This window comes from Streptomyces sp. NPDC046925, from assembly GCF_040644915.1.
In the GTDB taxonomy this organism is placed as follows: domain Bacteria; phylum Actinomycetota; class Actinomycetes; order Streptomycetales; family Streptomycetaceae; genus Streptomyces.
Genome location: NZ_JBEYWZ010000002.1, coordinates 187,891 through 207,979, shown reverse-complemented (window position 1 = coordinate 207,979; position 20,089 = coordinate 187,891). Strand labels below are relative to the sequence as shown.

Sequence of the window (20,089 nt, the reverse complement as noted above, 5' to 3'; positions counted from 1 at the left end):
CACCGTGGACGCAGGAGGCCAACCCGAGGGAATCGCTTTGAATCCGACCGTCGACGTCAACGGTGGGGCCACGCCGCTCAACAAGCGCCTGGCCTCACTGGACGACGCCACCCAGGCCATGGCCGAAACCCGCGACTTCGGCAAGCACACCAAGCTGCGGCGGGTCCTGGAAGCCTTGCGGCGCGTGCTCATGCAGCCGGGCGGCGCCGCGGCGATCCAGGCCAGGGCGCAGGCCCTGGAGGAAGCCGGGCTCTTCCTGGGGACGGACTGGGCGTCCCCGGAGATCCTTGTCCCCGCGCTGGTCGGCCCGAGCCTGCACAGCGGGAACGCCGACACCGTCGTCATGGAGGCGACCAGCGAGCTGCGGATGCTCGCGGTCGCCCGCGGCGACTTCGCCCACCCGACGCTGCCCGCCGAGGACGCCCGCCAGTTCCTCTCCCAGATCCTGGCAACCAACCTGGAACTGCTGTTCACCCCGCCCACCGAGGCGGAGCGCACCCAGCAGGGCCGCACCGCACAACTCATCCGGGACCTGTTCCGCCACCTCGCTGACGAGATCGGCTACGACAGCGTCCTGGACAACCTGGTCGACGAGATCTGGCGGATCCTGCGCCAGCGTCCCATCCAGGTCGAGGCCGTACAGGCCCTGATCACAAGGATCGCGGTCTACCGCAGCGACCCGGACGTCGCGCTGGGCGTGGCGTCCGGCCTTGGCATAGACCGGCTCATCACCAGCCTGTTCGGGACCACCGAGGCGTGCCGGGACGATCCGGGCCTCGACGTCTTCCGTTCCCGGCTCGAGGCGATGGACTCCGGCGGCCTGCAGAACGAGGCGACGGGCTTCGCGCGGGCGATGCACGACACCGGTCTTGTCTCGGCCTACCACGCGGAACTGCTCCGGTTCTTGCTGCGCGAGAGCGACTACCTCCTCGGTGAGGCGCTCGGTCTGTCCGACACCGGCCGGAACTGCCTGATGCGCTACAGCGAACTGGTGCACCGGCTGATCGAGGTGGCCATACACCCCCAGACCGCGCAGAGCGTCTACGGTCTTGCGCTGCTGCTGGACCGCGGCATCCTCTACGAGCCGCCGGTGGTGCCCGCGCTCTGGCGCCAGCTGGCCCTCGAGCTCTCCCCGGCGGCGCGCGAGCGGTTGACGAGCGTGTTCGGCGAGGAGCCGGGTCCCCGGGCGCGGCTGGTCGCGGGGGTGCTCTCGATGCTGGGCCAGCCGCTCGGCGTCGGCCAGGGCGACAACCCCACCTGCCAGTCGGCCCGCGCGCTGTCGATGTGGTCCTACAACGACCCGGACTACCTGTTGCAGATGGTGGTCTGGGCGGCCCGCGACGACGAGATCCTCATGCACTTCGAGGGACAGCCCATCTCGTCGAAGGACAGCGTGGGCGGCGTCGCGACCACGCTGCCGATGGACCTGGACCCCGTATCCCTGCTCCTGGTGCCGCATCTGGACCGGATCTACGCCGAGATGGGGCGGCACTGCGCCGGGCGGCCGGGGGACCCGCACCGGTGGATCAACCCCGAGTTCCACGGCTGGTGGGCGTGCCGCGGCTTCCACATCAACGTCGACGTGGAGACCGGAAACCTGGTCGACCTCGACGACTTCCTGCGGCAGTTCCACGCCAGCTACCACCCCACGTACAACGGCGAGCAGCCGCTGATCCATCCGCAGCCGGCCGGTGTCGCCGTCACCGACAGCGCGGCCCGCTACGTCGGCTGGCACGCCATCACGATCCTGCGGGCCGCGCCGGACCCCCAGGACGTCATGCGGGTGTACTTCTTCAACCCGAACAACGACAGCGGCCAGGACTGGGGCGACGGCGTCGTCGTCTCCACCGCGGGCAACGGCGAACGGTTCGGCGAGGCATCCCTGCCCTTCGACCAGTTCGCCTCGCGGCTGTACATCTTCCACGCCGACCCGCTCGAACACGGCGAACCGGAGCGGGTGCCCGCCGAAGACATCACGCGGACCATCGGCTACATCGAGCGCAGCTGGGGCGACGACCGGCTGCCCGCGGGGACGCTGCAGGCCCTCGAAGGTCCCACGACCTTGTGAGCCCGCGGCCAAGGGGCGCGGAAATGCGTGGACGGGCGGCGGGAGAGTGCGTAGCGTGTGCGTTCACGCCCTGAGACGGACGGAAGGAGGCGAGTGCCGTGCAGTTCACACCTTTCCCGCGCTCCCTCTGCCGCTGTCCCGGCGTGGCTCGTCAGTTCTGACCGGGAGCGCTCCAAGCAGCCTGTATCCCGGAGGAATCCATGACCGATCTGGTCATCCGCGCGCTCTCCGCGAGCGACGCACATCTCTTCGACGCACTCCCCGACCCGCTGGGCGCTCGTGAAGCCCATCGGCGTACCCAGTTCCGCCCCGACTGGAAGCGCGTCGTCCTGCGCGACGGCCAGGTCGTCGCACGCGGCGCGTGGTGGGGCGGCCCCGACGATCCGGAGCCCGTCAACATCAACTGGTTCGACGTGGCCGAGGGCGAGGAGGAGGCCGGTGCCGAACTCCTGCGCTCCGCTCCCCGGCAGGTCGAACTCGAAATCAACCTGCCCGGCGACTGGCGGGACACGCCCCACCTGCGCGCCGCGGCCGAGGCGCGCTTCGCCGCCGCACGGGCCGCCGGGTACGAACTCCTGGTGGAACGCTTCCTGTACCGCTGGACCCCGGAACGAGGTCTGCCCGAGCGGCCCGGACGCCTGCGCTTCAGCGCCGAGCCCGACGACTCCGTGTTCTTCGACGCGTTGCGGCGCATCCACTCCGTCACCCTGGACGCCCACGCGCTGAAGGCCATCGAGGAGGGCGGCCTCGACCGGGCGGCCCGGGAGGAACTCGACTTCTTCCACTGGTGCCCCTCCCCACGGGAGTGGTGGCAGGTCGCACACACGCCGGAGGGCGACCTGGTCGGCATCCATATCCCGGCACACAACCCCTCCGGCCCGACCGTCGGTTTCATCGGAGTCGTCCCGGAACAGCGCGGCCACGGCCATGCCTACGACCTCCTCGCGGAGTGCACGCACTTCCTGGTCGAGCGGGGCGCGGAGTTCGTCACCGGAGCGACGGACCGCGGCAACTTCCCCATGGCCGCGAACTTCACCAGGGCGGGCTTCCCCGTCGTCCGTGAACGCATCAACTTCCACCCGGCGGGCCAAGAGGCCTAGAGGCCCAGCGGCCCGGCGAGGAACAGCGTGCGGTGAGCGGTCCGGTCCGAGGACAGGCCCGGATCGCTCACCAGCAGTGCGCAGGTGGCGGCGGGAGCGGGGTGGCATATGGTCTCCTCCTCTGGTGTCGCTGCCCCCGTCGGCGGGGCGGCGCTCACCGCGCACGATCCGTGTCTTGATCAGGGGGAGACTTGTGAGCATTTCTGAGGGTTCGTCATCAGCTTCGGATGCCCGGTCGGGAGGCCTGGAGCAGTTGTTGGTCCGGGCCGTGGATCTGGCCCCGGCAGGCCTGGAAGACTTCACCGAGATGTCCTCGCCCTCGTCCGACGAGGACCCGCCGCCGATGACGGGCCCGACCCCGGAAAGCACGGCTCTGCTGAACCGGACGTTCACCGACAAGCCCCCGAGGGAGGTCAGGACCTCGTTCGTGACCGCCGATGCGTCGATCGTCGTCGACGAAGGGGTCTCGGAACGGACCGCGGGGGCCGCCGTGACCTGGATGGCCGACATGCGGCAGGTGTACGCCCAGTGCCCGGCCTGGACGGTCAGCGCCGGCGACCAGGAAATCCCCCTCCAGGTGGTCGACCCGGCCGACGACCCGAGCAAGCCGCTCGAAGTCGAGCAGCGGTTCGGCGACGAGGCACTGATGCGGACGATGCTCGCCGGTTCGCCCGGGCAGCAGGCCCGGATCACCACGCTGCTGGTACGCCAGGGCGACCGGGTCCTGGAGCTGACGTTCCGCAGCCTGGTGACCGAGCCCGGCAGCGCTGCGGAAACCCAACTGCACACCGCAATGGGGAAGTTCCTCGCCCTGGCTCCGGCGAAATTCCTGGGCCTGCCGGTCGACTAGAGATCCCATTACGGCGCGCGCAGCAGGTTTGTGTGGTCGAACTCGAGGTGAAGGGCTTGGGGGCGCATGAGCGACAACCAGATCACGGTCAAACTCACGCATGACGAGGCACTGGTGCTGTCCGATTGGCTGGAGAAGCTCCAGATGACGGACCTCAGTCGCGTCATCGACGATCCCGCCGTGTGGTCACCGATCCACCGAATCGCCGGAACGTTGGACACGACACTTCCCGAGTTGTTCGCGGCGGATTACGGCCAGCGGCTTGACGCAGCACGCCAGCGACTTCGGGCGGAAAACGACTGGGCGAGTTGACCCCCTCTGTCGTTGACCGCGAGGTCGCTGGCCAGGCGCGTGATGCGGTGCCTCGGTGCTGACGGGCCCGCCCCCCCAGGGCCCGCTTCCGGTCAAGGGCGGGCGAAGGCCGCCTGGAGGATGTCGGCCAAGAGGGCGGCTGCGGAGCCGTCGGGGTCGAGGTCGGGGTCGTAGATGGTGAGGTTGAAGCCGACACACCGCTCCGACTGCACCAAGGTCCGCAACAGCGGAATGAGTTCGTCGGGCAGCAGCCCGCCGGGATCGGGGCTGTCGACGGCGGGCATGACGGAGGGATCCAGCACGTCCGCGTCCAGATGCACCCAGAATCCCTCGGTCACCGGTACTTCGAGCGACTGCAGCACCGCGCCCGCCAGTTCCCCGGCACCCCACTCCCGGATCTCCCCGACCGTCGCGTTCGTGATCTTCAGCTCCGTGAGCTCGGCCCGCTCCTCGTCGTAGTCCCGGATGCCGAAGACCCGTACATCCTCGTCCCTGATGTACGGCCGCAGCCCTTCGAGATCCGTCAGGTCCCTCTGACCGCGGCCGGTGGCGATGGCCAACTCCTCGCCGCCCGCGGCACCGACACGGTCGGAGTTCCCGGGGTGGCGGAAGTCCGCGGAGCCGTCGATGACGGCGATTCCGTACCGCCCGATACGGCGCAGGGCGAGCGAGGCGCCGAGCTGGATGGAACAGTCCCCGCCCAGGACGACCGGGAAGTCTCCGGCCCGGACGTGGTGCTCGATGCGGTCGGCGAGCTTGCGGGTGTACGCGGCGATCGCCCCGGCGTTGAACACGCCGTCGCCCTCCCGCCAGCCGCCGCGGTCGTAGCGGGGCGGGACGACCACTCCGCCCTCGTGCGCCCCGATCCGCTGGACCAGCCGCTGTTCGCGCAGCGCCCCCGCCAGCTTGTAGCAGCCGGGCACACTGCCTTCGGTGGGCGGCCGGAGGCCGAGATTGGACGGGGCGTCAATGACAACGAGACGGCGCATCGGGCCAGTCTGCCTGGAACAATGCCAGAGCTTCCACACGTATTCGGGGGGATTCGGCTGTGCAGGTCGGACTGGCACGTTCCGCCGCGATCCAGTGGGTCGCCCTACACGCCCGCGCCGATGCCGCCTTCCGGGGCGCGTACTTCAGCGGCTCGACCGTCGGGCTGCCGGACGACGCGGAGCTGCCGCCTTCCTCCGACATCGACATCTTCGTCGTCACCGCCCACCAGGACCCACCGGCCAAGCCGGGGAAACTCCGCTTCCGGGGTGTCCTGCTGGAAGTCAGCTACCTGCCCCGGTCCGAGATTGCCTCCCTCGACCATGTTCTGACGGCCTATCACCTGGCCGGCAACTTCCGCACGGACACGATCATCGATGACCCCACCGGCGAGCTGCGCGGACTGCAAGCTCATGTATCGCGCCATTTCGCCGAGCGGTACTGGGTCCGCCGCAGGTGCCTGGACGCCCGCCACCGCGTCGAGAACCGCCTCGCCGCGATCGACACCTCGGCGCCGTACCACGAGCAGGTGCTGTCCTGGCTGTTCCCCACCGGCGTGACCTGCCACGTCCTTCTCGTCGCCGCCCTGCGCAACCCCACCGTCCGCCTGCGCTATCCGGCCGCGCGCGAGGTCCTCACCGACTACGGCCACCTCGGCCTCTACCCGGAACTACTGGACCTTCTCGGCTGCGCACACCTGACCGCGGACCGTGTCCGGCATCATCTGCGTGAACTCACCACGACGTTCGACGCCACCGTCCCAGTGGCAAAGACCCCGTTCTTCTTCAGCAGTGACATCACCTCCGCCGCACGGCCCGTCGTGATCGACGGCAGCCAGAGGCTCATCGACTCGGGGGACCACCGCGAGGCGGTCTTCTGGATCATCGCGACCTTCGCCCGCTGCCACACCATCCTGGCCGCCGACGCCCCCCAGCTGGGCGAAGCCCTCGCCCCTGCCTTCCGGGCGGCCGTCGCCGACCTCGGCATCAGCTCCACCGGTGACCTCATCCACCGGGCCCGGGAAGTGACCCGCTTCCTGCCCCGGCTGTGGCAGACCGCCGAGGACATCGTGAACAGCAATCCCGACGTCACCGACTAGCAGAGCAAACGCAGGTCTCCGCCAGGCGCGGATCCCAGCGCGCGATGCGGCAAGTCACGGTTGGCGCATACCAGTTGATGCTCTGCTGCTATCACCGAATGGTATCGGTACGAACGAGCCCCGCTTTCCCGATACTCGTCCCGACCAAAGCCCGCATCCGCAGGCCTCCGGTCCCGGGATCCCGGGCACCCCCGTGCCCGGGAGCTCCCGGCCACCCCCTGGCCATCCAGGCCACCGGACTCCCGGAAGGGACACACCCCCCGTGAACAGACCCCGCACCAGCATCCTCGCCGTCCTGGGCGCCGCCGCTCTCGTCGGCTCGCTCGCCGCAGCCCCCTCGGCGTTCGCGGCACCCGCGCCCGAGACCGCCTCCACGAACGCCACGTCGGCGTACGCGGGCTCGGCCGAGAACGAGGCCGCCAACCGGGCCTTCTTCGACGCCGTCATGAAGTCGGCGCTGGAGAAGCAGGCGGCCAAGCCGGGCATCCAGGTCGTCACCGTCACCTACAACACCAGCCGGGCGCCCAGCTTCCGCAGCCAGATAGCCCAGAGCACGCAGATCTGGAACTCCTCGGTCAGCAATGTGAAGCTGCAGGAGACCAGCTCGACCGGCAACTTCCAGTACCGCGAGGGCAATGACTCGCGCGGCTCGTACGCCTCCACCGACGGGCACGGCCGCGGCTACATCTTCCTGGACTACCGGCAGAACCAGCAGTACAACTCCACCCGCGTGACGGCCCACGAGACGGGCCACGTGCTCGGCCTGCCCGACCACTACTCGGGCCCGTGCAGCGAGCTCATGTCCGGCGGCGGCCCCGGCACCTCCTGCACCAACGCCTACCCGAACGCGCAGGAGCGCCAGCGGGTCAACAGCCTCTGGGCCAACGGGATCGCCACCCTCAAGGACAAGGGCGAGCTGACGAAGGTCCGCTGACCGCGCACCACCTCCGGGCGGTTTGACGCATACAGCTGAACAGCCCTCGTACCGCCCCGGCCGCGTGCGGCGCGCGCTCCTCCCGTCACGGGTACTCATCCCCGGGAGGAAGAAGTCGCGCCGCCGCGGCCGGCTCCGACGCCCCACGGGTGTCAGTCCTTCGCGGGTGTCAGGGTGATGCGCGCGGCGCGCAGTTTCTCGTCGCTGCTGTTGAAGTACACGTGATCGCCGGACACCGCGAAGGCCGTCGGCTGGGTCGCAAGGGGTGCCTGGCCCCGGGGGTCTCCGGTGCTCGGGCTCAAGGCACGCAGGGTGCCGCTGTCGCTGATGTACAACGTGCCGTCTTCGAGCACCGGATGCGAGATGTTGCCTTCGGTGCTGTGTTCCCACAGGCGTTTGCCGGAGTCGGAGTCGAAAGCGTACGCGCGGCCTTGGCCCGTGTCGGAGCCGTCGTCCGTGGCGGTGGCGTACACGACGCCGTCGGCAGTGGCGGCATATACCCACTCCGCGGCCTCCAGGTCCGAACGGGCCGACCAGCGCACCTTCCCGCTCGCGGCGTCCGCCGCGTACATGCGGTCGCCGTAGCGCACGCTGAAGTAGACGGTGTCCCCGTGAGCGACGACGAAGGACGCGTTTCCGTGGCGCTCGCCGGCCTTGATCCGCCAGCGTTGCTTGCCGTTGCCGGCGGAGAGAGCGTAGAGGTACGGCTGTTGGTGTTCGCTGGCACCCACGTAGATCACGCCGTCCGCGACGGTCAGGGCCTTTGACAACCCGCTGCCGAAGTCGCGGTGCCAGCGCTCGCGCCCGGTCCTGGCATCGAGCGCATGGAGCACCGTGTCGCTTTCGAGGTAGTAACTCGCCACGTAGACGGTGTCTCCCACTGCCGCGAGCGGCGAGAAGCCGCCCAGGGGATCGCCCTTCTTGTCCTCGGCCCGGAACGCCCAGCGTTTGGTCCCGTCGGCCGGATCGACGGAGTGCAGTGTCCAGGAGTCGAGGTTGGTGACGTACACCGCCCCGCCGAACGTGCTCGGATAGCGTGCCTCGTCCAGGCCCTTGTACGACCAGTCCTGGTGACCGCTCCGGGCATCGACAGCGTGCAGGGCGCCGCCGCGGTCGGTGAAGTACACCCTGCCGTCGGCGATCACCGGTGCGTCGATGGGAGGCTCGTCGTACGACCACTCCTCGTCGAGGGTCATCCTTCCTGGCGCGGAGTCCTTGCCCGCCGCCTCGGTGCCGCCGCCGTCCCCGCCGCGCAGGACGACTCCGATGGTGATGAGCAGTGCCAGGGCCGCGGCGGAGGCGAGACCGATCAGGGCCGTACGCGCGGCGCGGCGCGGGCGCTTCCCGGCCTTCCGCTCAGGCCCGAGCGCGACGGTGGCGAGGGAGGTTCGCGGGACGTCGGCGGGCGGCCCGGGCTCTGTGTCGTCCGGCGAAGGCGCGCTGGCGGGTCTGAGGGGCACGGTCCCGGAAGGCGGGTCCGGCCAAGAGGTGTCCCGGACGCGGGAGATCTCGGCGGCCACCGCCTGTGGCAGCCAGCCGGAGGCGATGCTTGCGCCGGGCCGCAGTGCCGCCGGCTTCGCGAGTTCCCCGACCAGCTGTGCCGCCGTGGGGCGCCGGTCGGGATCCTTGTCGAGACAGCGGGCCGCGAGGCGGGCGACGCGGTCCGGCACGCCCGTCAGGTCAGGGGCTTCGTGGACGGCCCGATAGTTGACGAAGTGTGCCGCGCCGCCGGAGAAGGGCCCCTTGCCGGACGCTGCGTACACCAGGACCGCGCCCAGGGCGAACACATCACCGGCGGGCCCGGCGCGCCGGCCCAGGAGCACTTCGGGCGGTATATAGCCGGGGGTGCCGACCACGGCATCGGTCAGGGTCAGTTGGGTGTCGTCGACGGCCCGTGAGATGCCGAAGTCGATGATGCGCGGGCCGTCGTCGGCGAGCAGGACGTTGGGGGGTTTGAGGTCGCGATGCTCGATGCCCTGTGCGCGTAGGCTTTCCAGCGCCTCGGCCAGGGCGGCGCCCAGGGCCAGGACAGGCTGCTCCGGCCAGGCACCGTGCTCGGTGATGGCCTGGCCCAGGGATGGGCCGGGCACGTAGGCGGTGGCGAGCCAGGGCGGGTCGGCGTCCGTGGCGGCGTCGATGACCGCGGCGGTGAAGTAGCCGGTGACCTGCCGTGCGGCGGCGACCTCGCGGGCGAAGCGCCGCCGGAATGCCACGTCGTCGGCGAGTTCCTCGCGCACCACCTTCACGGCGACGTTGCGGCCGCCGGGCGAGCGGGCCAAGTAGACCCGCCCCATCCCGCCCGCGCCGAGTCTGCCCAGGATCCGGTAGGGGCCGACCTGCTCCGGGTCTCCCGTCTCCAGCGGTGCGTGCCCCGCCACCTGGCTCTCCCTTCGATGCACCGATGCCGGCGCTGCGTCGAGTGCTGCTCGTTGCGGTTCAGCGTGCAGGTGTCACGGCGCGCAGCCGCTTGCCGTCCTCGTAGTAGATGACTCCGTCGGCGAACTTCGGACGCCAACTGTCGACCGCGGACCGCGGCAGCTTCTCCTCCCACTGCCGGCGGCCGGTGCCGGCGTCGAGAACACGCAGTGTCCCGTCGGGTTCCGCGAGGAAGACGGATCCGGCCGATACGCCCAGGAGGCGAATGTCCTTCGCGGTCGACGTGTGCTGCCACACCTGTTTCCCGGTCCGGGTGTCGAAGGCCGTGACGTAGGCGGTGTTCTCGAAGTACACGATGCCGCCGGACACGACTGGGGCGTCGGCCCCGCCCGCGATACGCGGATCCCAGAGCTTGCCGTCGAATCTGTGCTGCCACTGCTTCTTGCCGGTCCTGGCGTCCACGGCGTACAGCGTGCCGTCGAGCCCGCCGCAGTAGACGGTTCCGGCGGCGACGACCGGCAAAGTGATCAGCTTGCTGTCCGCGTCGAACGTCCAGACCCGCTTGTGCGACGCGGTGCTCACGGCGTGCAGCGTCCGCTGGCCGCAGAGATAGACCGTGCCGTCGACGGCCACGAGCTCCTCGGTTTCTCCCTTGTCGAACAGGTACGACCACAGAGGCTTGCCGGAGGTGGCGTTGAATACGACGAGGCCTTGCGGGATGAACAGGCACGTCCTGTCCCCTGAGGTGATCGGCACAAATCGCAGGAGACCTGTTTTGTACTTCCAGCGGATTTCGCCGTCGGCTGCATCGACGGCGTACAGGTAATCGCCGCTGCCGTAGTACACGACGCCTTCGGAGACGCTGGTGACGTCGGTTGCTTTGCCGATTCCCCGCTTCTGCCATCGAAGGCTGCCGGTACCGGCGTCCAGAACACGCGCGGCACCCGGGGCGTCCAGCTCGCGGTTGCCAAGACCGACCAATCCCTCCGCGACCACCCCGAGGGTCAGGTCACCGGTCAAGCGGACGGACCACAACTGCCGCACATGTGAAGTGGCGTTAGTTGGCTTGTCGTCGTCCCGCGGCCAGAGGCCGTCCAGAGCCATGGCCGTCCCACCGGCCGCGCCGGCTCCTGCCACGGCGAGGGCCGCCAGCACCCGACGCCGGGGCAAGGAGCGTGGGCGCTCAGAGGCCGGAGCAGCGTCCGCAGGGCCGGCCGCGCCGGAACCCGGCGAGGCGTCCGGATGACCGCCGATGGAGACAACTCCCGCTATTTCAGGTGGGTCTGAGGGTGTCTGGGGAGGGGCAGCGGCCTCGACGCGGGTGTCCGGCAGCGGCGCGTGGCGGATACGGTCGATCTCCGCGGCCACGGGCGCGGGCAGCCAACCGGCCTCCTCGGCACGGCCGTCTGTCCGCGTCGCGTCACCCCACTCGTCCAGCAGGTCCGCCATGCCGGGGCGCCCGTCCGGGTCCTTCGCCAGGCAGCGGGACACCACCTCACGGAGCGCGCCGGGCAGCCCGCCCAGGTCGGGCTGCTGATGCAGGACACGGAAATTCACGGCGTGCCCCGCGCCGCCCCCGAAGGGGCCGGCTCCCGTTGCCGCGTACGCCAGGACCGCACCGAGGGCGAAGACGTCCCCGGCCGGGCCGCTTCTTTCGCCGTGCAGCTGCTCCGGCGCCACAAAACCCGGGGTGCCGACCACCATTCCGGTCTCCGTCAGGGCCGTGTCCTCGGGAGTGATCGAGATGCCGAAGTCGATGACGCAGGGGCCGTTCGCGGCAAGCAGGACGTTCGAAGGCTTCAGGTCACGGTGCACCACCCCGGAGCGGTGGATGGTCTGCAGGGCTTCGGCGAGTGCGGCCCCCAGACGCCTGACCGCCTGCTCCGGCCAGGGGCCGTACCCGGCAACGGCGTCACCCACGGAAAGCCCCGGCACGTACTCGGTGGCCAGCCAGGCCGGGGTGCCCTCGGGATCGGCGTCGACCACCGCGGCGGTATGGATGCCCTTGATGCGGCGCGCGGCTGCTACCTCGCGGACGAACCGCTGCCGGAATCCGGGGGCGTCGACCAGAGCGGACCGTACGACCTTCACGGCGACCACGCGCCCACCGGGCGAGCGGGCCAGATAGACGCGGCCCATGCCGCCCTGGCCGAGCCGCGCCACCAGCAGGTGCCGCCCGATCCGCTCGGGGTCCGCGGGGGTCAGTGGTGCGTACACCGTCACGCTTGTCCTCCGGTCCGCGTCCTGCCCGCCCCACCGGGCGCCGGCCTCACCCTGACTGCTGCCCGAGATCCATCTCCCGGACACAGTAGAGGACTTGAGTAACACGACCCCGGTTCCCGTCCTCGCGCACCGACGCCACTCCCGACGCACCCGCCGCTTACGACGCCGGGGCGGCGGATACCTGGTGGGCGTACCCGGCGGAACCGGGTAATGTCGTGGTCATGTTCTTCCAGACGCTGATTTACGAGTGACAGCGTGACGGGCCCCTGCTGACGTCCTCGCGATGTCGCCGCGCCCGTCCCTCCTCGCCGACGTATCCGTAGATCACTTCACCTCTTTCCGGGAGAACCCGTGAGCAAGAACATCAACAACCCCGTGGGCATGGGCGGCGGCCAGCGCAAGAAGCTGTCCCGCGCCGAGCGGCAGAACAACGGCCCGCACCGCAACCTCGACCGCCGGGGTGCCGCCGAGCAGAAGGCGGAGCTGCTGCGCAAGATGCGCGAGAAGACCGACGCGGCCAAGGGCGCCGGGCAGGCCGGCGAGGACACCGCACAGAGCTGATGCACCGCCGCCGCAGGGCGGCACCGCACGGGGGGCAGGGCCCGGACCGCGACGCGCGGTCCGGGCCCTGCCCTTATTGCACGGGAGCCTCGTACACCAGCCGGCATGTCTCTGACGCGATCGACGGCACCGGCTTGCCCGGGGGCAGGACCGGCGCGAGCGCGTCGAAGACGGCCCGTACCCGGGCGTCGGTGTAGGCGTGGATGCGGTCTGTCGCCTTGAGCCAGGCACCGCCGCCGGGAAGCGGGGCCACCTCGGCGAAGGCTCCGCCGGCCCGCAGGGCGGGGACGCCGCCCAGGGCCGTGAGGACGCCGGGCGAGCAGACGGTCAGCCATCCGTAGCCGCGCAGCGTCGTCTCCAGCTCGGGCAGGGTGTCCCCCGGGAGCAGGCCGAGACCGTCTTCGAGGGCGGTGCGGCCGGTGATGTAGTCCGCGTCGTCGGCCACGGAGGCGTAGAGAACGCTGCCGCGGCTCTCGACCTGGTGTCGCAGGAAGGACTCCCAGCGCCGCTGTGCGTCGTCCGCCGTCGCCGGGTCCTGGAACTCCTCCGTCGTACGCACGGCGATCAGAGACACCACGCCCGGCGCATCGTCGTCACGGGTGGCCGAGACCTCGAGCCAGGGCTCACCGGGCTGACCTTCGTCGTCGAGCAGTGCCAGCTGCAGTCGTGCATCGAGGGGCCGGTTGTCGAGCTCTTGGAGGAAGTCGTGCCAGTTGGCGGGGGAGAAGTAGGTCGCGACCAGTCGCTGCCGTCTGCGGGTGGTCTTGTAGTAGAGGAAGGAGGCCCAAAGCGTTCCGGGTGCCCCGAAAGGGCCGCTTCCCTTGTTGGCCAGGGCCGGGGCGGTGAGGTCCAGACCGTAGTCGAAGCCGTCACCGAGCGCTCCGGCCAGCGAGCCCACGGCCTGCGTGAACCAGCCGCGCCCCAACTGCCGGTAGGCGTCCCCCTCGGCGGGGCAGGGCAGGTTGATCTCAGCCCGGAGAATCGAGTTCAACCGGATGTTCTGCTCCGCCGTCATGCCGAGGCCGTGCCCTTCTGATGATCGGTTCGGGAATCGGCGAAGCCTACCGCCGGGTCCGCCCGCATCCGTGACCGAATGCCACGCTCACGTTCGGTTCGGCCCGCGCCGGCGTCCACCGCACGGGTGGCACCACGCGTGTACGCGGCGGACCAGGGCAGCGGAGGTGAACAGCGAAGCTGCGGAAGCCGCCGCAGCTTCGCGGTAACACCGGACATTCCGCCGGAGCAGGCCAGGAAGGAACGCGTATGCCCATCGAGAGCCAGTACCGACCGTCTGCCGCGTTGGAGGCCATGGCGCTCTTGCGCGGTTCCCTGCAGAACGGATACGCCCCCGCCTCCGAGGCCCAACTCGTGCAGGCGGTCCACCGCTTGAGGCGGCAGCTGGGCGATGACGACGCCGCGGCCCACTGCGCGTTGCTGTGGGCGATGACCCATGCCGCTGAACTGAGCGTCGGCGTAGCTGCCAAGGCCTACGACCTGGACCCCGACGCCGTGCTCGATCACCTCACCCTCGGCTTGCAGCGGGTGGACCACATGAGGTGACGGGCTCGCGCGGTGACCTCGGACGGCTAGGGGATCACGGGTGGGTGGTAGGGAAGGGTCAAGGACAGGAGCGTGAGCAGGCCGAGCACGATCGGGAGCAGGGCGACGAGGTAGAGGAAGGTGTAGCCGACGATGTCGCGGGCCTTGAGGCCGAGTACCCCGAGCAACGGCAGCATCCAGAACGGGTTGATGAGGTTGGGCAGCGCCTCGGCCGCGTTGTAGACCTGGACCGTCCAGCCCAGGTTGACGTGCATGTCGTTGGCGGCCTGCATGATGTACGGCGCCTCGATGATCCATTTTCCGCCGCCGGAGGGCACGAGGAATCCCAGGACGACGGAGTAGGCGCCGGTCATCAGGGGGAAGAGGGTCGAGGATCCCACTCCCGTGAAGGCGGAGGCCAGGTAGTGGGACAGGCTGTTGCCCCCGCCGTTGGTGGCATGGGTCATGATCGCTGCGATGCCGGCGTAGAACGGGAACTGGATGAGCACGCCGCCCGTCGCCGGCACGGCCTTGGTCACCGCGGCGAGGAACCGGCGCGGGCGCCAGTGCAGCAGCATGCCCAGCCCCAGGAAGAGCAGGTTGTAGGTGTTCAGCGCGGAGATCGCCACAATCGGGTCCTGTTTGGCGAACTCCTGCACGGCCCATCCCGCGACGAGCAGGACGACGACGCAGGTCAGGAGGGGGCTGTACTCGAGCCACTCGCCCGGCCGGGTGCGCGGCTCGTCCTCCTCGACCGGATCGCTGGGGTCGATGCCCAGGTCGGCGGCGGTACGGATGCTGTCGCCGCGCGGAGCGGTCAGATACGCCACCGTGACGCATACGGCGATGATCACCGCGGAGAGGGTGAGCGACTGCCAGGTGAAGATGGTCTCCCGGAACGGAATGACGCCGGTGATCTCCATCAGGGACGGTGACAGGCTCTCGGCGTTGGCCTGCAACTGGGCGGCCGAGGAGCTCAGGCCCAGGGCCCAGCTGCCGCCCAGGCCGAGATAGGCGGCGGCCGAGGCGGCCCGGTAGTCGACGCGCAGATCGTCGCGTTCGGCCAGCCGCCGCACCAGGAGCGCGCTGAAGATGAGACTGAATCCCCAGTTCAGCAGAGCCGAGGTGAGACTGATCGTGGCGACCATCGCCACGGCGCCGCGCTCGGTGCGGGGCACCCGGGCCAGGCGCACGATGGCGCGCTGTACGGGACGGGCGGTGGCCACCACGTAGCCGCTGATGGCGACCATGGCCATCTGCATGGTGAAGGGGATCAGGTCCCAGAAGCCGTTGCCGAAGACCGATGCGACCTTCGCGGGACTGGAACCTATGCCCATCGCGGCGACGGCCACCACGAGGACGGCCAGCAGGGCGAAGACGAGAGCGTTGGGAAACCAGCGCTCGGCCACGGCGGCGCTGCGGGTGGCGGTGCGCGCCAGCAGGCCCTCGCTCGTGGACGGCTCTGCCTGCGTCTTGGCTTCCGTGGAGCCGGCGTTACCGCTCTGCTGTGGCGTCATGAGGTACCGCCCGGGGCGCGGTGGGAGCGGTAGACCAGCGAGGCGGCGGTGAGGTCGGCGGCGGCGCTGCCGACCGTCTTGAACACGGTGATCTCTTCCTGCGCCGACCGGCCGGGGTGGGCGCCCGCGCACAGTTCGGGCAGGGTGGCCGCGATGTCGTCCGGGCTGAGGAGACCGGCCTCGATGGGCTGGGCCAGTTCGCCGGCTTCCTTCAGGGCCTGCGGTGTGTCGATGAAGAGGGTGCCGCGCCGGAGGCACGCGTCGTCGGCCTCGCGCATGGTGGGCCGGAAGCTGCCGATGAGGTCGAGGTGGGTGCCGGGGCTGAGCCACTCGCCCCGGATGACGGGCTCGGTGGCGAGGGTGGCGCACGTGATGATGTCGGCTTGCGCCGAGGCGGATGCCAGATCGGTGACGACGTGTGCCTCAAGGCCCTGGTCCCGCAGTGTGTCGACCATGTGCCGGGCGTTGGCGGTGGTCCGGGCGTGGACGAGGACGGTGCGCAGGTCGAAAGCGCTGCGGTAGGCCTCGACCGCGAGACTGCCCACGTGTCCGACCCCGACGACGAGCAGGGTGGCGCTCTCCGGGCGGGCGAGGTACGAGGCGGCGAGCACCGAGGTGCCGATGGTGCGCCGGCGGGTCAGTTCGTTGCCGTCGATCACGGCCAGGTGCTCGCCGGTGACCGCGCTGGCAAGGACGTACGCCGACGACAGGGCCGGCTTGCCCAGGGCCGCGTTCGCCGGGAAGACGTTGACGAGCTTCACGCCGACGAACTCGCCATGCGACCAGGCGGGCATGAGCAGGAGCGTGGCGTCGGCGTCGGGGTCGACGGTGTGGTGGTGGCGGGCGGGGCTGTGGGCGCCGCGCACGAATCCCTCGCGCAGTGCGGGCAGGAGCTCGCCGAAAGGCAGCGCGTTGATGGTCTGTTCAGCGTCGAGGTACAGCACGGTTCTCTCTCGGTCGGTCTTCGGCGGATCGTGGACGGAAACGTCGGCGAGTGGGGGAGTCTCGGCAGGTTGTGGGGGATGGTTCAGGAGTCGAGGGTCACGTCGGAGACGGGCATGGCCTGGCAGGTCAGGCACTGGTCGTCGGCCATGTCCTCGGGTGTGGTGACGAGATGGGCGACCTGGCCCTCAAGGACGGTGACGCTGCAGCTCTCGCACTGGCCCAGGCGGCAGCCGCTGGGCAGCGAAATGCCCTCCCGCTCGGCGAGTTGAAGCAGCGTGCCGTCCTGTCTGTGCCAGGTGAGCTGACGTCCGGAACGGGCGAAGCGGACCGTGGCCCGGGCGTTGTCGGGTATCTCCAGGGGCTGCGGCGCGGCGTGGAACTTCTCGGTGAAGATGTCGAAGCGGGGCGCGCCCCGGCTGACGAGGCCCGCGGTGACGTCGGCGAGCATGCTCTCGGATCCGCACAGATAGAACCGGGCCCGGCGCTCGATGAGACGGCCGTCGATGTCGGCGGCGTCGATGCGTCCGGCGCGGTCGTAATCGAAGCCGGGACGGTCCTGCGGCCGTGGCCGGCTGTAGCGGGTGTGCACGCGCAGCTGGGGGATGAGGTCGCGCAGTGTGCGCAGGCGGCGCGCGAACGCGTGGCTGTCGGCGTTCCGGTTTCCGTAGTGCAGCACCACTTCTGGAACGCTGCCGCCGCCGGCCGTCAGGGTCTCCAAGTAGCTGATGAACGGGGTGATGCCGACGCCGGACGCGATGAGTACGACCGGTCGGCTGATGTCGGTGGGTACGGCGAAGAGACCCGAGGGTGCCGTCACCTGGACCCGGGTCCCCGGTGGGGTGCTGGTGTGCACCCGGCCGGAGACGACTCCGTCCGGCACACGGCCGACGGCGATGCTGTAGGCGCGACGGCTCGGTTCGCGGGCGGCGGCGGTGAGCGAGTAACAGCGGGCCGGTGGACGGCTTTCGGGCCCGGCCGTGGCAGCCAAGGCGGTGTCGGCTTCCGGATCGGGTTCGGTTGCGGGGTCACAGAAGCTGAGGGTGATGTGCTGCCCTGGGCGGAAGTCGGGCAGCGCCGAGCCGTCGGCGGGCTCAAGCGCAAGGGCCAGGACGTTGTCGCCTTCCGCGGTGGTGGAGGTGACGACGAAGTCCTTCGTTCCCTCCCAGCCGGGCTGTGCGATGGGCCGGACATCGCAGGCGGTCGACCTCATGGGTACTGATCCGCTGATGGGGTCGGACACCTCGTCACCGATCAGCAGGTTGTAGTTGCTGCCTCCGCCGCCGTAGGGATCGTGTCCCGGCAGTGCGAGATCGGCGGCCTCCTGCCACCAGCCGTACTCGGCGACCACCACGTCGTCGTGCAGATCGGCGTCGACCCGCGCCCGCATCCGTACGGTGCCCGACCGCGTGGACAGCGCCACCCACTGGCCGTCGTCGATGCCGCGCCGCCGGGCGGCGGACACACTGAGGTCGAGCGTGGGTTCGGGGCTGCGTTTGCGCAGGGAGGACAGTCCGCGGTGCTGGCTGTGACAGAAGTAGCCGTTCTTCGCGCAGGTCAGCAAGAGCGGATACGCGGCGTCGGACCCGGTGGCGGCGGTGTGTACGGGGACGGGGGAGTAGTCGTGCTCGGCGAGTTGCTCCGAGTACATCTCCACGCGCCGGGTGGGGGTGGCGAACCCGGTGACGTGGCCGTCCTCCGTCGCCCGGGCGTACTTGCGGTGGACCGTGGTGAGAGGTCGGCGCAGACCTCCCGGATGCTGCCGGAGTTCCTCGACCGTCAGCCTGAGGGGTGCCAGCTGGTGGTTCATGCCGGCCTCGACGTCGCCGTCGAAGAACTCGGCGCCCATACCGAGTCGCCCTGCGAGGTCGAAGACGACCTCGGTGTCGGAGCGGGAGTGGCCCACCGGGTCGACCATGCGCGGACGCAGCTGGATGTGCTCCTGCGCCCGCTCGCTGATCTCGAACCCCGTCTTGAGCGCCTCGCGTTCCCAGGGGCTGGTGACGGGCAGCACGATGTCCGCGAACTGGGAGGTGGGGTTGGAGAACAGATCGAGATGAACGTAGAAGTCCAGGCTCCGCAGGGCGTCGGCCATCCGGCGCGGATCGGGCTGGGAGAGTACGAGATTGCTGCCGAAGCCGACCAGAGCGCGTACCGCATACGGCTCGTGCGCCAGGATGGCGCGGCACAGATCCCGTCCGTTGACCCAGCCCTGCGCGGGGGGACCGAGCGGATGCTCCGCCAGGCCGAGCGCCTTGGCGCGCTGGGGCGCGGGGAGCTGCGCGAGGTCGGTGACGGGGTTGACGGGCTGCCGGGGCCAGATGACGTTGCCGCCCGGGGCGTCGTAACTGCCGGTCAGCGCGTACAGGGTGGCGATGGCGCGCTCGGTCTGGGTGGCGTTGGCGTGCTGTCCGACACCGCTCCATGCGTGATACGACACCGAGCGTGCCCGGACGATGGCGTCGGCGAAGGCCCGCACCTGGTCCGGCTCGATGTCGGTGGCGCGAGCGGTCTCCTCAAGGCCCCAGGGCAGACAGGCCTCGCGGTAGCGCTCGAAGGCCGGGACGCAGGCGACGCTGCCCGTGCGCGTACGCACGTGACGGGTGCCGTGCAGAGCGAAACGCTCGGGGTGCTGCGCGGGACGGCGTGTGTCGTAGGGCCGCCAGGTGTTGTCCGCGGTGTCCCAGACCGCATAGCCCTCAAGATCCGGGTCGATCTCCTCGGCGCGCAGGAAGCGCCCGGTGTCACGGCGCACGAGCAGCGGGGCGTTGGTCCAGGAGCGCACGAACGCGTCGTCGTGGCCGCGCTGGTCGAGGACGAGCCGGGCGGTGCCCAGGGCCAGCGCCGCGTCCGTGCCGGGGCGCACCCGCAGCCAATGGTCGGCGTCGGTGGCGCTCGTCGAGCGGCGCGGATCGATGACCGCGAGACGGGCCCCGGCGGTACGGGCGCGGGCCAGGGCGGCGGACTGGGCGAGCCAGGTCTTGGCGGGGTTGTGCCCCCACAGGATCGCGAGGTCCGTCGAGGCGAAGTCCGCCACCGGCAGGGCGCTGCCGAAGGTGAAGGCGTGCGCCCAGTCCTTGTGCCAGTTGCAGATCTCCGTGGAGTAGCAGGTGTTGGGGCTGCCGAAGCGGCGGATGAAGCGCTCGACCCAGTCGATGGAGTCGGACATCGGCGTACCGCTGGGGGAGGTCACGGCGAAGGCCACGGCCTCCGCGCCGCTCTGCGCCTTGATCCGGCCGAGCTTCTCGGCGATCTCGCTCAGTGCCTCTTCCCAGCTGATGGGCTGCCATTTGGGGTCCGGGTCGGACTTGGGGGTGGTGCGGCGCAAGGGCTGGGTCAGCCGGTCGGGACTGTGCACGATCTCCGGTGCCGCGCGGCCCTTGGGGCACATGGCCGCGCCGGTCGGGTGGTCGGTGTCGGGGCGAACGCCGCGCAGGGAACCGGCCTCCACGGTGTAGACGGCACCGCATCGAGAACGACACAGAGTGCAGTACCCGCGCTTCTCAGTCATAGTTACTCCTTGGTAACCGGCTACCGGTTACCGGTCACCCTTCGAGACTGACGTTAAGATGCATGCGGTC

The 20,089-nt window shown here is 70.1% G+C and carries 16 protein-coding genes; 8 read left to right on the top strand and 8 right to left on the bottom strand.

What is annotated here, in order from left to right; translation table 11 throughout:
- Positions 1-37 precede the first annotated feature (37 nt).
- Both ABZ906_RS07290 and ABZ906_RS07285 read left to right on the top strand, forming a co-directional pair.
- On the top strand, positions 38-2,068 hold the full coding sequence (locus ABZ906_RS07290) for a hypothetical protein (protein ID WP_361196403.1): 2,031 nt from the start codon (positions 38-40) through the stop codon (positions 2,066-2,068).
- Between the two features lie 200 nt (positions 2,069-2,268).
- Positions 2,269-3,168: a GNAT family N-acetyltransferase gene (locus ABZ906_RS07285; RefSeq protein WP_361378580.1), complete on the top strand. Its 900-nt coding sequence runs from the start codon at positions 2,269-2,271 to the stop codon at positions 3,166-3,168.
- On the opposite strand, the gene ABZ906_RS07280 is transcribed toward ABZ906_RS07285, so the two are convergent.
- A complete protein-coding gene (locus ABZ906_RS07280; protein WP_361196409.1) occupies positions 3,165-3,326 on the bottom strand; it encodes a hypothetical protein in 162 nt (53 codons plus the stop codon). The two genes, ABZ906_RS07285 and ABZ906_RS07280, sit on opposite strands and share 4 nt — an antisense overlap.
- Before the next feature lie 35 nt (positions 3,327-3,361).
- Here ABZ906_RS07280 and ABZ906_RS07275 point away from each other — a divergent pair, with 35 nt between their 5' ends.
- Both ABZ906_RS07275 and ABZ906_RS07270 read left to right on the top strand, forming a co-directional pair.
- A complete protein-coding gene (locus ABZ906_RS07275; RefSeq protein ID WP_361378577.1) occupies positions 3,362-4,018 on the top strand; it encodes a hypothetical protein in 657 nt (218 codons plus the stop codon).
- Between the two features lie 66 nt (positions 4,019-4,084).
- Entirely contained in the window at positions 4,085-4,330 is a 246-nt protein-coding gene (locus ABZ906_RS07270; protein WP_361196413.1) for a hypothetical protein, read from the top strand.
- 92 nt (positions 4,331-4,422) lie between these two features.
- Here the strand turns inward: ABZ906_RS07270 and ABZ906_RS07265 are convergent, their stop codons facing one another.
- Complete coding sequence (locus ABZ906_RS07265; protein ID WP_361378574.1) at positions 4,423-5,319, bottom strand: arginase family protein; 897 nt, start codon at positions 5,317-5,319, stop codon at positions 4,423-4,425.
- A 59-nt stretch (positions 5,320-5,378) separates the two neighbouring features.
- Here ABZ906_RS07265 and ABZ906_RS07260 point away from each other — a divergent pair, with 59 nt between their 5' ends.
- Together ABZ906_RS07260 and snpA are read left to right on the top strand one after the other, a co-directional pair.
- The gene (locus ABZ906_RS07260) at positions 5,379-6,416 is read left to right on the top strand and encodes a hypothetical protein (RefSeq protein ID WP_361378571.1); all 1,038 of its coding nucleotides are present in this window, start codon (positions 5,379-5,381) and stop codon (positions 6,414-6,416) included.
- Between the two features lie 262 nt (positions 6,417-6,678).
- Positions 6,679-7,350: a snapalysin gene (snpA, locus tag ABZ906_RS07255; protein ID WP_361196421.1), complete on the top strand. Its 672-nt coding sequence runs from the start codon at positions 6,679-6,681 to the stop codon at positions 7,348-7,350.
- Between the two features lie 152 nt (positions 7,351-7,502).
- On the opposite strand, the gene ABZ906_RS07250 is transcribed toward snpA, so the two are convergent.
- A complete protein-coding gene (locus tag ABZ906_RS07250; protein ID WP_361378568.1) occupies positions 7,503-9,728 on the bottom strand; it encodes a PQQ-binding-like beta-propeller repeat protein in 2,226 nt (741 codons plus the stop codon).
- 58 nt (positions 9,729-9,786) lie between these two features.
- Positions 9,787-11,949, bottom strand: coding sequence for a PQQ-binding-like beta-propeller repeat protein (locus tag ABZ906_RS07245; protein ID WP_361378565.1), 2,163 nt, complete (start codon positions 11,947-11,949; stop codon positions 9,787-9,789).
- A 351-nt stretch (positions 11,950-12,300) separates the two neighbouring features.
- Between ABZ906_RS07245 and ABZ906_RS07240 the strand changes: the two genes are divergently transcribed.
- Positions 12,301-12,510: a DUF6243 family protein gene (locus ABZ906_RS07240; RefSeq protein ID WP_361378562.1), complete on the top strand. Its 210-nt coding sequence runs from the start codon at positions 12,301-12,303 to the stop codon at positions 12,508-12,510.
- A 73-nt stretch (positions 12,511-12,583) separates the two neighbouring features.
- Here ABZ906_RS07240 and ABZ906_RS07235 read toward each other — a convergent pair whose 3' ends face one another.
- Positions 12,584-13,525: a hypothetical protein gene (locus tag ABZ906_RS07235; protein ID WP_361378559.1), complete on the bottom strand. Its 942-nt coding sequence runs from the start codon at positions 13,523-13,525 to the stop codon at positions 12,584-12,586.
- 248 nt (positions 13,526-13,773) lie between these two features.
- Between ABZ906_RS07235 and ABZ906_RS07230 the strand changes: the two genes are divergently transcribed.
- Positions 13,774-14,070, top strand: a complete 297-nt coding sequence (locus ABZ906_RS07230) for a hypothetical protein (RefSeq protein WP_361378556.1) — start codon at positions 13,774-13,776, stop codon at positions 14,068-14,070.
- 26 nt (positions 14,071-14,096) lie between these two features.
- Here ABZ906_RS07230 and ABZ906_RS07225 read toward each other — a convergent pair whose 3' ends face one another.
- The 3 genes from ABZ906_RS07225 to ABZ906_RS07215 all read right to left on the bottom strand — a co-directional run bounded on the left by ABZ906_RS07225 (position 14,097) and on the right by ABZ906_RS07215 (position 20,019).
- Complete coding sequence (locus ABZ906_RS07225; RefSeq protein WP_361378553.1) at positions 14,097-15,566, bottom strand: TIGR00366 family protein; 1,470 nt, start codon at positions 15,564-15,566, stop codon at positions 14,097-14,099.
- Positions 15,563-16,510 carry an ornithine cyclodeaminase family protein gene (locus ABZ906_RS07220; protein WP_361378550.1) on the bottom strand — a complete coding sequence of 316 codons (948 nt, stop codon included), beginning with the start codon at positions 16,508-16,510 and terminating at the stop codon, positions 15,563-15,565. Before ABZ906_RS07220 ends, ABZ906_RS07225 begins: the two co-directional genes overlap by 4 nt.
- Positions 16,511-16,593: 83 nt before the next feature.
- Complete coding sequence (locus ABZ906_RS07215; RefSeq protein WP_361378547.1) at positions 16,594-20,019, bottom strand: molybdopterin-dependent oxidoreductase; 3,426 nt, start codon at positions 20,017-20,019, stop codon at positions 16,594-16,596.
- Positions 20,020-20,089: the final 70 nt, after the last annotated feature.

What these genes read in the sequence shown, in the direction of transcription:
- ABZ906_RS07265 (WP_361378574.1), bottom strand. Translation starts at nt 5,319, where the DNA reads ATGCGCCGTCTCGTTGTCATTGACGCCCCGTCCAATCTCGGCCTCCGG.
- ABZ906_RS07270 (WP_361196413.1), top strand. Translation starts at nt 4,085, where the DNA reads ATGAGCGACAACCAGATCACGGTCAAACTCACGCATGACGAGGCACTG.
- ABZ906_RS07230 (WP_361378556.1), top strand. Translation starts at nt 13,774, where the DNA reads ATGCCCATCGAGAGCCAGTACCGACCGTCTGCCGCGTTGGAGGCCATG.
- ABZ906_RS07235 (WP_361378559.1), bottom strand. Translation starts at nt 13,525, where the DNA reads ATGACGGCGGAGCAGAACATCCGGTTGAACTCGATTCTCCGGGCTGAG.
- ABZ906_RS07215 (WP_361378547.1), bottom strand. Translation starts at nt 20,019, where the DNA reads ATGACTGAGAAGCGCGGGTACTGCACTCTGTGTCGTTCTCGATGCGGT.
- ABZ906_RS07285 (WP_361378580.1), top strand. Translation starts at nt 2,269, where the DNA reads ATGACCGATCTGGTCATCCGCGCGCTCTCCGCGAGCGACGCACATCTC.
- ABZ906_RS07225 (WP_361378553.1), bottom strand. Translation starts at nt 15,566, where the DNA reads ATGACGCCACAGCAGAGCGGTAACGCCGGCTCCACGGAAGCCAAGACG.